The 14,494-nt window shown below is 68.6% G+C and carries 14 protein-coding genes; 1 reads left to right on the forward strand and 13 read right to left on the reverse strand.

The window, feature by feature from the left end; all coding sequences use genetic code 11:
* Positions 1-20: 20 nt before the first annotated feature.
* The 11 genes from LFM09_RS12720 to LFM09_RS12770 form a co-directional block, all read right to left on the reverse strand.
* Positions 21-2,468, reverse strand: coding sequence for an NADH-quinone oxidoreductase subunit G (locus LFM09_RS12720; RefSeq protein ID WP_414096606.1), 2,448 nt, complete (start codon positions 2,466-2,468; stop codon positions 21-23).
* On the reverse strand, positions 2,465-3,745 hold the full coding sequence (gene nuoF / locus LFM09_RS12725) for an NADH-quinone oxidoreductase subunit NuoF (RefSeq protein WP_414096607.1): 1,281 nt from the start codon (positions 3,743-3,745) through the stop codon (positions 2,465-2,467). The genes LFM09_RS12720 and nuoF overlap by 4 nt, the downstream gene beginning before the upstream one ends.
* Before the next feature lie 9 nt (positions 3,746-3,754).
* Positions 3,755-4,471, reverse strand: coding sequence for an NADH-quinone oxidoreductase subunit NuoE (gene nuoE, locus LFM09_RS12730; protein WP_414096608.1), 717 nt, complete (start codon positions 4,469-4,471; stop codon positions 3,755-3,757).
* Positions 4,468-5,844, reverse strand: coding sequence for an NADH-quinone oxidoreductase subunit D (locus LFM09_RS12735; RefSeq protein WP_414096609.1), 1,377 nt, complete (start codon positions 5,842-5,844; stop codon positions 4,468-4,470). Before LFM09_RS12735 ends, nuoE begins: the two co-directional genes overlap by 4 nt.
* Positions 5,841-6,581 (reverse strand): NADH-quinone oxidoreductase subunit C, encoded by a 741-nt coding sequence (locus LFM09_RS12740; protein ID WP_414096610.1) that lies wholly within the window; start codon positions 6,579-6,581, stop codon positions 5,841-5,843. The genes LFM09_RS12735 and LFM09_RS12740 overlap by 4 nt, the downstream gene beginning before the upstream one ends.
* Positions 6,578-7,129: a NuoB/complex I 20 kDa subunit family protein gene (locus LFM09_RS12745; RefSeq protein ID WP_086666372.1), complete on the reverse strand. Its 552-nt coding sequence runs from the start codon at positions 7,127-7,129 to the stop codon at positions 6,578-6,580. Before LFM09_RS12745 ends, LFM09_RS12740 begins: the two co-directional genes overlap by 4 nt.
* Before the next feature lie 7 nt (positions 7,130-7,136).
* The gene (locus LFM09_RS12750; RefSeq protein WP_167975087.1) at positions 7,137-7,502 is read right to left on the reverse strand and encodes an NADH-quinone oxidoreductase subunit A; all 366 of its coding nucleotides are present in this window, start codon (positions 7,500-7,502) and stop codon (positions 7,137-7,139) included.
* A gap of 266 nt (positions 7,503-7,768) precedes the next feature.
* Entirely contained in the window at positions 7,769-9,034 is a 1,266-nt protein-coding gene (locus tag LFM09_RS12755) for a geranylgeranyl reductase family protein (protein ID WP_414096611.1), read from the reverse strand.
* A gap of 227 nt (positions 9,035-9,261) precedes the next feature.
* Complete coding sequence (locus LFM09_RS12760) at positions 9,262-10,017, reverse strand: demethylmenaquinone methyltransferase (RefSeq protein WP_414096612.1); 756 nt, start codon at positions 10,015-10,017, stop codon at positions 9,262-9,264.
* 36 nt (positions 10,018-10,053) lie between these two features.
* On the reverse strand, positions 10,054-11,151 hold the full coding sequence (locus LFM09_RS12765) for a glycosyltransferase (protein WP_414096613.1): 1,098 nt from the start codon (positions 11,149-11,151) through the stop codon (positions 10,054-10,056).
* Positions 11,148-12,221, reverse strand: coding sequence for a glycosyltransferase family 4 protein (locus LFM09_RS12770; RefSeq protein ID WP_414096614.1), 1,074 nt, complete (start codon positions 12,219-12,221; stop codon positions 11,148-11,150). The genes LFM09_RS12765 and LFM09_RS12770 overlap by 4 nt, the downstream gene beginning before the upstream one ends.
* Positions 12,222-12,366: 145 nt before the next feature.
* On the opposite strand from LFM09_RS12770, the gene LFM09_RS12775 reads away from it, so the two are divergent.
* Complete coding sequence (locus tag LFM09_RS12775) at positions 12,367-13,203, forward strand: inositol monophosphatase family protein (protein ID WP_414096615.1); 837 nt, start codon at positions 12,367-12,369, stop codon at positions 13,201-13,203.
* Here the strand turns inward: LFM09_RS12775 and LFM09_RS12780 are convergent.
* Together LFM09_RS12780 and LFM09_RS12785 are read right to left on the reverse strand one after the other, a co-directional pair.
* Positions 13,196-13,816 carry a hypothetical protein gene (locus tag LFM09_RS12780; protein ID WP_414096616.1) on the reverse strand — a complete coding sequence of 207 codons (621 nt, stop codon included), beginning with the start codon at positions 13,814-13,816 and terminating at the stop codon, positions 13,196-13,198. The genes LFM09_RS12775 and LFM09_RS12780 overlap by 8 nt on opposite strands.
* Positions 13,817-14,078: 262 nt before the next feature.
* Complete coding sequence (locus LFM09_RS12785) at positions 14,079-14,369, reverse strand: hypothetical protein (RefSeq protein ID WP_414096617.1); 291 nt, start codon at positions 14,367-14,369, stop codon at positions 14,079-14,081.
* Positions 14,370-14,494: the final 125 nt, after the last annotated feature.

Genomic DNA, 14,494 nt, shown 5'->3' on the forward strand with positions numbered 1-14,494 from the left:
CGCTGCGAGGTACTTCGTCATCAGTTCCCTCCGCTGACGGAGACGATCGAGCCGTGGCCGGCGCCGAGCGTGCGGCGGACGGACACGTCACCCGAGTTGGTGGGCAGCCAGATGACGCCCTCGGGCAGGTCGTCGGTCTCGACCGGGAGCGTGATCGCGCCGCGGTCGGTGGAGACCGTCACGAAGCCGCCGGTCTCCAGGCCGAACTGCTGCGCGGTGGCCTCGGAGATCTTCGCGACGACCGGGCGTGCGGTGCCGGCCAGGTGCGGCTCGTCCACCTGCAGCGAGCCGTTGCCGATCAGCCGGTGCCACGTGGCGAGCACGGCCTTGCCCGCACCGGCCGGGGACTGCAGCGGCGCGGCGACGTTGAGCGAGGAACCGCTCGGTGCGCCCTCGCCGAGGCGGGCCAGGTCGGAGGCGGAGGCGGCGGGCGTCTGCGTGAACAGGTCCGCGTCCATCTCCACCGCGAGGGTGTCGAGCACGCGGCAGTCCGGCAGGGCACCGGTGCCTTCCAGCGTCGTGCCGAACTCGCGGCGGCGGCCCTCCCAGTTGAGGTAGCTGCCGGACTTCTCGACCGACGGGGCGATCGGGAGCACGACGTTCGCCCGCTCGGTCACGGCACTCGGCCGCAGCTCCAGGCTCACGATGAACTCGGCCTCCGCCAACGCCTTCTCGGCCAGCGCCGGGTCCGGCAGGTCGAGCGGGTCGACGCCGCCGACCACCAGGCCGGACAGCTCGCCGTTCACGAGCGCGTCGAGGATGCCGTTGGTGTCACGGCCCGGCGTCGCGGGGATCGTGCCCTCCTCGACGCCCCAGGTCCGCTCGACCTCGGTGCGCGCCGCCGCGTTCGTGACGTGGCGGCCACCGGGCAGCAGGTTCGGCGTGGCGCCGACCGCGAGCGCACCGCGCTCACCGGCCCGGCGGGGAATCCACGCGACCTTGGCGCCGGTGCGCTCGGCCAGCTTCGCGACCGCGGTGAACGCGCCGGGGATCTCGGCGGCGCGCTCGCCGACGAGGATCACGGCACCGGGCTTGCCCAGCAGCTCGACGACGTCGGAAGCGTGCTCCGGCAACGCGTTCAGCGCGTTCGCCTCGGCACCCGGCACGCACGCGAGCAGCGTGCCGAACGTCTTCTCCACGGCCGGGGTGGTGAACTGGCCGAGGTGGAAGACCTTCGTCTTGCCGGTGCGAGCGGCCTTGCGCAGGCGCAGGAAGACGATCGGCGCCTCTTCCTCGGGCTCGAACGCGACCAGCAACGCGGCCGGTGCCTTCTCGATGCCCTGGAACGTCACGCCGTTGTCCGGGTTCGTGAACACCGTGGTGCTCGACAGGAACTCCAGCTCCTCGGCGCTGTGCGGCCGGGCGCGGAAGTCGATGTCGTTGGTGCGCAACGCGATCCGGGCGAACTTCGAGTACGCGTAGGCGTCCTCGACGGTCAGCCGGCCACCGGTGAGCACACCGACACCGCCTGCGTCGCGGGCTTCCGCGAGACCCTTCGCGGCGACCTGCAGAGCCTCGGTCCACGAGGACTCGCGCAGCTCACCGGTCTCCTCGTCACGCACGAGCGGCCGCGTGATGCGGTCGTCGGCCGTGGCGTAGCGGAAGGCGAACCGGCCCTTGTCGCAGATCCACTCCTCGTTGACCTGCGGGTCGTCGCCGGCGAGCTTGCGCTGCACCTTGCCGCGCCGCCAGTCGGTGCGCTCGGCACAGCCGGAGGAGCAGTGCTCGCAGACGCTCGGCGTCGACACGAGGTCGAACGGCCGGGCGCGGAAGCGGTAGGCGGCACTCGTGAGAGCGCCGACCGGGCAGATCTGGATGGTGTTGCCGGAGAAGTAGCTCTGGAACGGCTTGTCCTGCGCCACACCGATCTGCTGCTGCGCACCGCGCTCCAGCAGCTCGATGAACGGGTCGCCGGCGATCTGCGCGGAGAACCGGGTGCAGCGCTGGCAGAGCACGCACCGCTCGCGGTCGAGCAACACCTGCGTCGAGATGCTGATCGGCTTCGGGAACGTCCGCTTGTGCTCGTGGAAGCGGGAGTCGCTGCGGCCGTGGGCGATCGCCTGGTTCTGCAGCGGGCACTCACCGCCCTTGTCGCAGATCGGGCAGTCCAGCGGGTGGTTGATGAGCAGCAGCTCCATCACACCCTGCTGGGCCTTGTCCGCGACCGGCGAGGTCAGCTGGGTCTTCACGACCATGCCGTCCGCGACCGTCATCGTGCAGGAGGCCTGCGGCTTCGGCATCGGCCGGCCGCCCATCTCGACCTCGACGAGACACTGGCGGCAGGCGCCCGCGGGCTCCAGCAGCGGGTGGTCGCAGAAGCGCGGGATGACCGTGCCGAGGCGCTCTGCCGTGCGGATCAGCAGCTCACCCTTGGGCGCGATGACCTCCACGCCGTCGATGATCAGCTTGACGTGACCCTCGGGTACGACGACCTCGGTCGCGGTGCTCTTGTCAGGGGCGATGGTCATGCGTTCGCTCCAGCCAGGACCTTGGAGTTCTGGTCGCAGAGAGCCAGGAACTCGTCCTTGAAGTACTTGATGCCACTGGTGATCGGGCTGACGGCACCGTCACCGAGCGCGCAGAACGAGCGGCCGAGGATGTTGTCGCAGACGTCGAGCAACGTGTCGATGTCGCTCGCCGTGCCCTCGCCCCGCACCATCCGTTGCAGGATCTGCACGAGCCAGTACGTGCCCTCGCGGCACGGCGTGCACTTGCCGCACGACTCGTGCTTGTAGAACTCCGTCCACTTCATGACGGCCCACGGCACGGACACGGTCTCGTTGAAGATCTGCAGCGCCGTCGTGCCGAGCATCGAACCGGCCTCGGCGGCACCCTCGAAGTCCAGCGGCACGTCGAGGTGCTCTGCGGTGAACAGCGGTGTGGACGAACCACCCGGCGTCCAGAACTTGATCGGGATGCCGTCCTTCATGCCACCGGCCATGTCCAGCAGCTGCCGGAGCGTGGTGCCCATCGGCGCCTCGTACTGGCCGGGGTTCGTGACGTGGCCCGACAGCGAGTAGATCTTCGGACCGGGCGACCGGTCGCGACCCATCTCGCGGAACCAGTCCGCGCCACCGTTGACGATGAAGGGAACCGACGCGATCGTCTCGACGTTGTTCACGACAGTGGGCGACGCGTAGAGGCCCGAGGTCGCGGGGAACGGCGGCTTGAGTCGCGGCTGGCCGCGACGGCCCTCCAGCGAGTCGAGCAGCGCGGTCTCCTCACCGCAGATGTACGCGCCGGCGCCGGCGTGGATCACCACGTCGAGGTCGAAGCCGCTGCCGAGGATGTCCTTGCCCAGGTAGCCCTTGGCGTAGGCCTCCCGGACCGCCGCGTTGAGGCGGCGGATGCAGTGCAGGACCTCGCCGCGGACGTAGATCGCCGCGAAGTTCGCGCGGATCGCGTACGACGTGATGATCACGCCCTCGATCAGCGAGTGCGGGTCCGCCATCATCAGCGGGATGTCCTTGCAGGTGCCGGGCTCACCCTCGTCGGCGTTGATGACGAGGTAGTGCGGCTTGCCGTCGCCCTGCGGGATGAAGCCCCACTTCATGCCGGTGGGGAAGCCCGCGCCGCCGCGGCCGCGCAGTCCGGAGTCCTTGCACTGCTGGATGAGCTGGTCCGGGTGGGCCTTGAGCGCCTTGGGCAGGGCGGTGTAGCCGCCGGTGCGCTCGTAGGTCTCGATGGTCCAGGACTTGGGCTCGGTCCAGCGCGTGGTGAGAACGGGAGTCAGCGGGTTGACCATGTGTGCCCCCTACTTCTTTTCCGGCAGGGCGGGGAACTCGGCGTTGGCCGGCATCGTCGGTGCGTCCCAGCCGCGGTCCTTCGCGATCTGGGCCCCCCGCAACGTCTCCGGCGCCGCCGACGGTCCGTCGAGGTCCGCGTCACGACCCTCGAAGAAGCCGGCGAGCTGCAGTTCCGCCTGCTTGAAATCGGTGAGCGGGGCGCCGCGCGTCGGGGCGGGCTTTTCCCCTGACTGCAACGCCTTCACGAGTCCCAGCGCCTTGTCCGGCGTCTGGTTGTCGTAGAACTCGTAGTTCACCTGGAGAACCGGGCCGAGGTCGCACGCGGCGAGGCACTCGGCGTGCTCCAGGGTGATCGAGCCCGGCGTGCCCGGCTCGCCCGCGGTCTCCTCGTGGCCGACACCGAGGTGGCTCTTGAGGGTCGCGTAGATGTCGTCGCCGCCGAGCGCCGCGCACAGCGTGTTCGTGCACACGCTGACCAGGTGCTCACCGCACGGACGGCGCTTGTACATCGTGTAGAACGTCGCGACCGCGCTGACCTCGGCCTCGCTCAGGTCGAGCTGCCCGGCGCAGAACCGGATGCCCTCCTGGGAGACGTAGCCCTCGACCGACTGCACGAGGTGCAGCATCGGTAGCAGCGCACTGCGGGACTGCGGGTAGCGGGCGATGATCGCCTGCGCCCTGTCCACAGTGGACTGGTCAAAGGTCTGTTCTGGCGCTTGAGTCATCGGTCGCAACCACCCATCACCGGGTCGATCGAGGCGACGGACGCGATGACGTCGGCGACCATGCCGCCCTCGCACATCGCGGGCATCGACTGGAGGTTCACGAAACTGGGTTCGCGCAGGTGCACGCGCATCGGCCTCGTGCCACCGTCGGAGACGACGTGGTAGCCCAGCTCGCCGCGCGGCGACTCGACCGGCACGTAGACCTGGCCGGACGGCACCTTGAAGCCCTCGGTCACCAGCTTGAAGTGGTGGATCAGGGACTCCATGGACTGACCCATGATCTTGCGGACGTGCTCGAGCGAGTTGCCCATGCCGTCGCTGCCGATCGTGAGCTGCGCGGGCCACGCGATCTTGGCGTCCTCGACCATCACCGGACCCGTCGGCAGGCTCTTCACGACCTGCTTGATGATCTTCAGCGACTGGTGCATCTCCTCGAGCCGCAGCAGGTACCGCGCGAAGCAGTCCGCCGCGTTCGAGGTCGGCACGTCGAAGGTGTAGTTCTCGTAGCCGCAGTACGGCTCGATCTTGCGCAGGTCCCAGGCGAGGCCCGCGGAGCGCAGGATCGGGCCGGTGATGCCGAGCGCGAGGCACGCGTCGACGGGCAGGTAGCCCACGCCCGCGAGGCGGTTGCGCCAGATCGGCTGGCCGGTGAGCAGCTTGTCGTAGTCCGGCAGCCGCTTTTCCATGATCTTGACGAACGCGGTGATCTTCTCGACCGCGTCGTCCGGCAGGTCCTGCGCGAGGCCGCCGGGCCGGATGAACGCGTGGTTCATGCGCAGACCGGTGAGGTGCTCCAGCAGGTGCAGGGCCTCTTCGCGCTCGCGGAAGCCGGAGGTCATACCCGTGAGGGCACCGAGCTCCATGCCGCCGGTGGCGAGCGCGACGAGGTGCGAGCTGATGCGGTTGATCTCCATCAGCAGCACGCGGATCGCCTGCGCCTTGTCCGGAACCGTGACGCCGAGCAGCTTCTCGACGGCCATGCAGTACGCGGCCTCGTGGTGCAGCGGCGCCAGGTAGTCCGTGCGCGTGATGAACGTGACGCCCTGGACCCAGTTCCGGTACTCGAGGTTCTTCTCGATGCCCGTGTGCAGGTAACCGATGACGCTGCGGGCGTGGGTGACCGTCTCGCCCTCGAGCTCCAGGACCAGGCGGAGCACGCCGTGCGTCGACGGGTGCTGCGGGCCGAGGTTCATGACGATGCGCTCGTCGTGGACCGCGTCCGCGAGCACCTCGTCCCAGTCACCGCCGGTCACCGTGTAGACGGTGCCCTCGGTGGTCTTGCGGGACTCGGCGACCTCGGGTGCCTCGACGCTGTCGCGGCCGGGGGCGCTGGTGTCGGTTCCGGTGGTCACGTCGGAAAGTCGCTCGGTCATGAGTACGACCGCCTCTGGTCCGGCGGAGGAATCTCCGCGCCCTTGTACTCCACCGGGATGCCGCCCAGCGGGTAGTCCTTGCGCTGGGGGTGTCCGTCCCAGTCGTCCGGCATGAGGATGCGGGTCAGTCCGGGGTGACCGTCGTAGATGATCCCGAACATGTCCCAGGTCTCGCGCTCCTGCCAGTCCGCCGTCGGGTAGACGTCGATGAGGCTCGGCACGTGCGGGTTGTCGACGTCGACCGCGACCTCCAGCCGGATGCGGCGGCGGTACGTCATCGACGTGAGGTGCGCGACCGAGTGCAGGCGCTGCGGCACGTCGGCGCCGTAGTCCACACCGGACACCGAGCTGCAGAGCTCGAAGCGCAGCGACGGGGTGTCGCGCAGGATCCGCGCGACCTCCAGCAACGTCTCCGGCTTGAGGTAGAAGGTGATCTCACCGCGGTCGACGGTCACCTGCTGCACCGTGTCGGCGGGCAGGCCCTTGTCGCTGATCGCGGCGAACAGCTCGTCCGCGACCTCGTCGAACCAGCCCCCGTAAGGCCGCTCGGCGGGCGCCGCGACGTGCGCGGGCAGCCTGAGGCCACCGAAGCCCGACGTGTCGCCGGAGCCGCTGACGCCGAAGAGGCCCTTGCGCTCCTTGCCGGCGAAGATCGGGGCCTTGGCCTCGGCTCCGTTGGTTTCGAGGCCCTCGACAGCGCGCTCGGCGCTGGAGTGCTCTCCCCCTGGCTCGGTCACTTCTTCCTCGCAAAACGCTCGGAGGACGGGATGAGATCGGTGCGGTAGCCCGAGTCGGCGAGTGCCTTGGCGCGCACGGCGTTGAGCGGCTCGTCCATGATCTTGGCGTGGATCTTGAGGATCGCGTCCATCAGCATCTCCGGCCGCGGCGGGCAGCCCGGCAGGTACATGTCGACGGGCACGACGTGGTCGACGCCCTGCACCACCGCGTAGTTGTTGAACATGCCGCCAGTGCTGGCGCACACGCCCATGGCCAGCACCCAGCGCGGTTCGGGCATCTGGTCGTAGATCTGCCGCAGCACCGGCGCCATCTTGTTGGTGACGCGGCCCGCGACGATCATCAGGTCCGCCTGGCGCGGTGAGGCCCGGAAGACCTCCATGCCGAAGCGGGCGAGGTCGTAGCGCGGACCACCCGTCGTCATCATCTCGATGGCGCAGCAGGCCAGGCCGAAGGTGGCAGGCCACAGCGAGGACTTGCGGGTCCAGTTGACCAGCTTCTCGACGCTGACCAGCAGGATGCCGTTCGGGAGCTTCTCCTCGAGACCCATGACTTCCTCAGTTCCAGTCGAGGCCGCCGCGACGCCACACGTAGACGTACGCGAAGCCGACCGTGGCGACGAACAGGACGATCTCCACCAGCCCGAACAGGCCGAGCTTGTCGGCAGCGACGGCGAACGGGTAGAGGAAGACCATTTCGATGTCGAACAAGATGAAGAGCATCGCCGTCAGGTAGTAGGCGACGGGCATGCGCCCACCACCCACGACCGGCTGCGGGCTCGGCTCGATGCCGCACTCGTACGCGTCGAGCTTGGCCCGGTTGTAGCGGCGGGGTCCGATGTAGGGCGCTGCAGTCACCGAGAACAGGGCGAACGCCCCGGCGAGCGCGAACATCAATACGAGGGGGAGGTAAGGGTCAAGCACGCTCCGTCGTCCTTTCCTCGCGGTCGAGGCGCACCCTAAGGGTGTTGTTCTGCAGCGCGTTTGTTAGGCGGCCCTAACAAACGCTTGTGAAACAGTTCACAAGCTAGTTCAGACTGTTGTGAAGTGATTCACAAGGTCGATCGCCAGTGTAGAACGCCTGTAAATGACCTAGGTCACAGGGTCTGACCTGGGGGTTTAACATGGCTGGAACATACGAAACGGCACCGGCTCGTATTGAGCCGGTGCCGTCACCTATTCGGAGTAATTTACGCGCTGGGAGCGAGCTTCGTAGCGGCCACGATCAGGCGGTCCATTGCGTCGCCGTCCTTCGGGTCGTAGAGGCCCGCGAGTAGCTTGAGCACGAGTTTCATCAGGCGTTTCCGCGGCATTCCGTACTTCGTTGCGGTCCGCATGATCGCCGGGTTGCCGATGAGCTTCGAGAACACGTTCCCGAGCGCGTAGTAACTGCCGAGCGCCTGTTCGATCCGGACCGGGTAGCCGTGCAGCGCGTGTTCACGGTTGACGCCGGTCCGCGCGAGCGCCTGGACGACACTTTCGGACGCGATCTTGGCCGACTCCATGGCGTAGCCGATGCCCTCGCCGTTGAACGGGTTGACCATGCCGCCGGCGTCGCCGACCAGGACGAGCCCGGCCCGGTAGTGCGGCTTGCGGTTGAGGCCCATGGGGAGCGCGGCGCCGCCGATGCGGCTCGTCGCGTTCTCTTCCCGGAAGCCCCACTCCTCGGGGGTGGCGTCGAGCCAGCTGCGCAGGAGGGCGCGGTAGTCCGTGGTGCCGTAAGCCTTTGACGTGCTGAGAATGCCGAGGCCGACGTTGACTGAGCCGTCGCCCATGCCGAAGATCCAGCCGTAGCCGGGCAGCAGCTGGCCGTCCGGGGCCCACAGCTCCAGGTGCGACTCGAGGTAGTCGTCCTTGGTGCGCGGGCTCGCGTAGTAGCGGCGGACCGCGACGCCCATCGGCTTGGCGTCGTTCTTCTGGAGACCGACTGACAGCGCGAGTCGTGCTGACACACCGTCACACGCGACCGTGATCGGGGCGCGGTACGTGACCGGGTTCTTTTCCGGTCCCTGCTTGGCCTCGACGCCGACGACCCGGCCGTTCTCGATGATGGCCTTGGTGACCGTGGTGTTCTCGTGCATGCGCGCGCCGACTTGCTTGGCCGTGTTCGCGAGCATCTCGTCGAAGTCCATGCGCGGCCGGACGACGCCGTAGTTGGGGAACGTGGCCAGCTCCGGCCAGTCCAGCTCCATCGTGACGCCGCCGCCGACGACCCGCAGCCCCTTGTTGTGGAGCCAGCCGTTGCTCTCACGGGTGTCGATGCCGAGGTCGATCAGCTGCTTGACGCCGCGCGGGGTCAGGCCGTCGCCGCAGACCTTCTCCCTGGGGAAGGAGCTCTTCTCCAGGAGGAGGACGTCGAGGCCCGCCCTGGCCAGGTAGGTCGCCGCGGTCGAGCCCGCCGGTCCCGCCCCCACCACGATGACGTCGGCGTCCTCGTTGATCCCGCGCCTGCTCATCCAGACTCCCTAACGTGTACCGGTCACAGCTCACAGCTCGCTGTCGATGGCTCACAGCTCTGTTCGCGACTCTAACCGGAGGTTGCTGAGGGTTCGGGGGTCGGCTTCTGGGTCGGTTGGTGTGCTGGCGGTCACCTTTGGCGGGTGGGCGGGTCAGCTTGCGTGGGCGAGCGCCGGTTCCAGCGGAGGGGTCACCTGCCGTACGAGAGGGCGGCAGGCGGCTCGGGTCAGGAGGTCGGCTTGTCGGCCTCGGACATGGCCTCGGGCTCGACCCCGGGCTTGGCCTCGGCCTTCGGCTTCGGCTTGGTCGCGCGGTGCAGGGCCACCATGCCGCCGGTCAGGTTGAACCAGGCGACGTCCTCCCAGCCGGCCTTGGAGATCAGCTCGGCGAGGGAGCGCTGGTTCGGCCAGGTCGCCATCGACTCGGCCAGGTAGGAGTAGGCGACCGGGTTCGAGGAGACGAACTTGGCGATGAGCGGCAGGAGTTTGAGCAGGTAGCGCATGTAGACGATGCGGAACGGCTTCCAGACCGGGGTGGAGACCTCGCAGATCACCATGCGGCCGCCCGGCTTGGTGACGCGGGCCATCTCCTGCAGGGCGAGGACGGTGTCGTTGAAGTTGCGGATGCCGAAGGACACCGTGACGGCGTCGAAGGAGTTGTCGCGGAAGGGCAGGCGCAGGGCGTCGGCGGCCACCTTGGGGACTCGGCGGTGGGCTCCGCCGGCGAGCATGCCCACTGAGAAGTCGGCGGCTACGCACCAGGCGCCGGACTCGGCGTACTGGACCGTGGACACGGCGGTGCCGGCCGCGAGGTCGAGGACCTTCTCGCCGGGGCGGGCGTCGAGGACGCGCCTGCTCCACTCCCGCCAGCGGCGGTCGAAGCCCAGCGTCATGACCGAGTTCGTGCGGTCGTAGCCCTTGGCCACGCCGTCGAACATCTCTGCGACCTCGCGCGGGTTCTTGTCCAAGCCGGCTCGCGACATGGTCTAGAGACTAAGTCAGGCCGGCTGAGATCATCTTCAGGGCACCTTCAGAGCTGTCAGCATGCCGGTCACCGCGGCCGTCCACGGGTACTCCTCTGCGCGGGCTCGGGCGGCCTCCCGCGAGCCGGAGGCCAGGAGCCGCTGAGCTGCGGAAGCGAAGGCGAACGCGTGGTCGTCGACGGCCGCGCCGCACGCCGGTTGGACGATCTCCTTCAGCGCGCTGGACTGTGAGACCACGACCGGGGTGCCGCTGGCGAGTGCCTCCAGGGCGGCCAGGCCGAACGTCTCGTGCGGGCCGGGAGCCAGCGAGAGGTCGGCGGAGGCGAGCAGTGCGGCTACGTCCAGGCGGGACTTCACGAAGCCCAGGAATGTCACCGGCAGGCCGGAGGCGCGCTTCTCCAAGAATGAGCGGCGCGGGCCGTCGCCGGCGATCACCAGACGTGCGGAGTGGCCCTGCTCGTGGAGTTCGGCGAGCGTGTCGACGGAGCGTTCGACGTGCTTCTCCGGCGACAACCGTCCACAGTGGATGAGCAGGTTCTCCTCGCCCTGCAGGAGGTCCCGGCGAAGATCGACGGAGTGGCGGCGCGGGGTGAACGTGGTGAGGTCGACTCCCAGAGGCACCTGGGTCACGTTCAACGCGCCGATGCGGTCGAACTCCTCGCGCGCGAAACCGGTCGTGCACACGACGGTGTCGTAGGACGCGGCCATGCGGCGGTTCGCCCAGTCGGCACCGCGTTCGGCAGGGGCGGGAGGCAGCACGAACTGGAGCAGTCGGTCGAGGCGTTCGTGCGAGATCACGATGTTCGGGATGTCGCGTTCGCTCGCCCACGCGCCCATGCCGCGCAACGTCAGCCGGTCGGAGACCTCCAGCCGGTCCGGCTTCAGGTGCTCCATCAGGGACTTCACCCGCCACGGGTCCACGACGCGGTAGCCGCCGGTGTACGGGATCTTCACCGCCGGCAGCGTGATGCGGCGGACCCCGCCGGGCAGGACCTCGTCGGCGTGGCGGTCGCCCGGGACCACCAGCACGACCTCGTGGCCGGCGGAGACGTAGCCGGTGCCCAGGTGGTGCAGTGCCGTGCGGAGGCCGCCCGACTTCGGTCCGTAGAAGTTGGCCAGCTGAACGATCCTCAAGCCGCCGCCTGGTGAGTGAGTCCGATCACCGCGGCGTAATGACCCATCAGCTCGTCGCAGACCGCGGGCCAGGTGCGGGAGAGCACCGACTTGCGGGCGGCGAGACCGAACCGCTTGCGCCGCAGCGGGTCGCGCAGCAGTTCGACGTACTGCGCGATGTCTTCGTCGAACAGGTACCCGGTCCGGCCGTGCGCGACCAGGTCGCGCGGGCCGCCGGCGTTCGGCGCGAGCACCGGCAGACCGCTCGCCAGCGCCTCCTGCACGGCCTGGCAGAACGTCTCGTGCGGGCCGGTGTGGATGAAGACGTCCAACGACGCGTAAGCCTCAGCGAGCTCCTTCCCGGTGCGGAACCCGAGGAACTCCGCGTTGGGCAGGTCACGCTCCAGCTGCTCGCGATCAGGGCCGTCGCCGACGATCCGCAGCTTCACGCCGGGCAGGTCGTGGAGCTCGCGAAGCCGGTGCACCTGCTTCTCGGGCGCGAGCCGTCCGACGTAGCCCACCGTGAGCTCGTCGTTGTGCTTCGGGCGCGGGTGGAACAGGTCGATGTCGACGCCGCGCCCCCACCGGTGCACGCGCGGCACCCCGTGCTGTTCCAGCGCCTCGACCGCCGAGCTGGACGGCGCCAGCGTCCGGTCCGCCAGCGTGTGCAGGCGCTTGGTCCACCGCCACGCGGCGCGCTTGGTGAGTCCGAGGCCGTAGTTGCCGGCGAACCCGGCGACGTCGGTCTGGTAGACCGCCACGGCCGGCACGTCGAGTTTGCGGGCGGCTCTGAGGCCGTACGCACCCAGCACGAACGGCGACGCGAGGTGCACGACGTCGGGCTGGAACTCGGCCAGCGCGTGCAGGACTCTCGGGCTCGGGACACCGATCGGCAGGCTCGTCACCATGGGCACGTCGACCGCCGAGACTCTCAGGACGGGCGTGCCGTGGTGCTCGTCCGCACCCGCGCCCGGTGCAACGACCATCGCCTGATGTCCGTTGCGGCGCAGGTGCTCCAGGACTCGGAGCACGGAGTTGGTGACCCCGTTCACCTGGGGCAGGAAGCTCTCGGTCACGATCGCTACACGCACAGGGCACACCATGTAGTGCCCGTGTGAAGTCCGAGTGACCGCTGATTTGACGCGGTCAGAACACCTCACGTCGTGGCCAGGTGATCGTCGAGTTGTCATCTTCGCGTCGGTTCCCGGTCACCCGACGCGGTGAAACTAGGCCAGCATGACCGTCTTGTCGTCCCGTCCCGCGCACCCAGTCGACCCGGGCCTGGTGTCCATCGCGCTGGAAGTCGCCGGCCGTCTGGCGAACGACGCCTCGGACGTCATCATGGCCACCGCCGGCCGCGGCGTGCGTCCCGACTCCGACGAGTCGCCCTTCGACTGGGTGACCGACACCGACCGCACTCTCGAACGCCACACCCGCCGCGTGCTCACCGCCGAGTTCCCCTCGATCCCCGTGTTCTGCGAGAACTCCGATGTGGACGTGCCCGGCGACTCCGAGTTCCGCTGGGTGGTCGATCCCGTCGACGGCACCGCGAACTACACCGCGGGCATGCCCTGGTGCGCCTACAGCCTCGCCCTGGTGGACCGCTGGGGCCCGGTCGTCGGCGTCGTGGCCGACCCGTACCGCTCCCAGATCTACGCCGCGGCGCGAGGCCGTGGCATGCGGGCCAACGGCACCCCGGTGAGGCTCACCGAGCGTCAGGGCGACTCGTTGGTGGTGTGCACCGAGATGACCCGGACGGGTCCGTGGCCTGGAATGGGTGAGTTCATCTCCACGGCTGCGATAGCGGGCACGGGCGTGCGCGTGCTGGGCTCGAAGTGCCTGGCCGTCGCACAGGTGGCGCTGGGCCACGTCGCCGCTGCCGTGCTGCACGGCTATCACGAGTGGGACGTCGCCGGTGCGGTGTCGTTGGCCGTGGAGTCCGGTGCGGTCGTTCTGGACAGACGCGGCGCGGGCGCCCAACTGCCCGTGGACGGCCTCTTGGTGGCTGCGCCTGATGCCGCCGAGGAGGTGCTGGGATGGTGGCAGTCGGCACTGCAGGTCGAGGTCAGCTGAGCTGCGGCAGCTGCTTCTCGAGCACTTCGAGGTGGGTGCGCGCCGCGTCCAGCTCCGGGTGGTCGAACATCTGCAACGCGACCCGGCCGACCTCGTTCTCGAACTGCTTGTAGTCGTGCGCCGCCTTCAGCAACCGCTGGTAGACCGGGTGCTGCCGGTCGACCGCGCCCAACGCCCTGCCCAGCTGCGCGATACCGCGGACGTCGTCGAGCTCCTTGGTCAGCTGCTCGCTGATCCTCTGCAGCCAGTCCTTCGCCGGTGACTTCGGCACGGCCTGCACCGCTGCCGCGACCCTGCGCGTGGACTCCGCGCAGCGTTCGACCTGCTCGGACCACATGTCGTAGGGCTGCTGCGGGAACGGCACGTGGACTGGCTTGGGCTGCTTCGGTTGCTTGGGCCTCAGCGATCGGCGGATGAAGCCGATGCCGGTGCCGACGATCGTGCCGGAGACGCCGCCGACCACCGCGGTGAAGAAGACGGTGGACAGCACGAGCGTGGCGAACGAGTACTTGTCGTTGGTCGTGCTCGTCAGCTGGACGAAGGTCGTGAGCGCACCGACGATCAAGACGCCGGTGGCCAGGCCGGTGAGTGCTGATCGTGCGACAACCCCCATGGCCTGTGATCGTGCCACGTTCCACGCCCATTCGCGGCTCATCTGAAATCACGGATCGCGCCGCAGCTCTGCTATAGTTTTGTTGTCGGTTCCAGTAGGAGCTGCAAGTGAACCCGGTTCACCGTCCGGACGGTCGGTTGCCGGGTTTCGCGCTATCTAGGCATTGATCGAGCCGTACTACCGCGTCGAACATGGGCTGCACCCGCTGACGCCAGTCACCACCGGCCCCGAAACACCACGCCAGGGCGTCGCTCGCCCAGAGCTACGGGTCCTCCGCAGGCCGGAGGTGTTCGTAGGTGAACGGCTCATCCACCTTCTCCAGCGCCAAAGCCAAGGTCTGCCGGTCGCGTACGTCCTGGTGCGCACAACTTTCGATCGCCAGTCGGGTAACACCAAGTTCCTGGAGCCAGGTCGCCGCTGCGGACAGGCAGAGTTGCCGGGCACGGACGTCGTCGGAATCGCGAACCGTCCAGACGCCCGCTCGCACACCCATCTCACGCAGCCGCGAGACGACCTCCCGCCGTCGCGGATCGCCTTCCTTCTTGAAATGCACGCGACGCTGACCAGGCTTCACGAGCCGACGCAGCCCAGAGCGGATTCTGTCCAGCTCGCGCGGCCGAACAACAACTGCGACAACGAGGTAGGTCGTGCCTCAGCGCGACTCGTCGAGAAATCCGT

Source organism: Lentzea alba, assembly GCF_047445655.1.
Taxonomy (GTDB): Bacteria; Actinomycetota; Actinomycetes; order Mycobacteriales; family Pseudonocardiaceae; genus Lentzea; species Lentzea alba_A.

Coding starts and splice junctions, on each gene's coding strand:
- LFM09_RS12720 (WP_414096606.1), bottom strand. CDS start 2,468: ATGACCATCGCCCCTGACAAGAGCACCGCGACCGAGGTCGTCGTACCC.
- nuoF (WP_414096607.1), bottom strand. CDS start 3,745: ATGGTCAACCCGCTGACTCCCGTTCTCACCACGCGCTGGACCGAGCCC.
- nuoE (WP_414096608.1), bottom strand. CDS start 4,471: ATGACTCAAGCGCCAGAACAGACCTTTGACCAGTCCACTGTGGACAGG.
- LFM09_RS12735 (WP_414096609.1), bottom strand. CDS start 5,844: ATGACCGAGCGACTTTCCGACGTGACCACCGGAACCGACACCAGCGCC.
- LFM09_RS12745 (WP_086666372.1), bottom strand. CDS start 7,129: ATGGGTCTCGAGGAGAAGCTCCCGAACGGCATCCTGCTGGTCAGCGTC.
- LFM09_RS12755 (WP_414096611.1), bottom strand. CDS start 9,034: ATGAGCAGGCGCGGGATCAACGAGGACGCCGACGTCATCGTGGTGGGG.
- LFM09_RS12760 (WP_414096612.1), bottom strand. CDS start 10,017: ATGTCGCGAGCCGGCTTGGACAAGAACCCGCGCGAGGTCGCAGAGATG.
- LFM09_RS12775 (WP_414096615.1), top strand. CDS start 12,367: ATGACCGTCTTGTCGTCCCGTCCCGCGCACCCAGTCGACCCGGGCCTG.
- LFM09_RS12780 (WP_414096616.1), bottom strand. CDS start 13,816: ATGGGGGTTGTCGCACGATCAGCACTCACCGGCCTGGCCACCGGCGTC.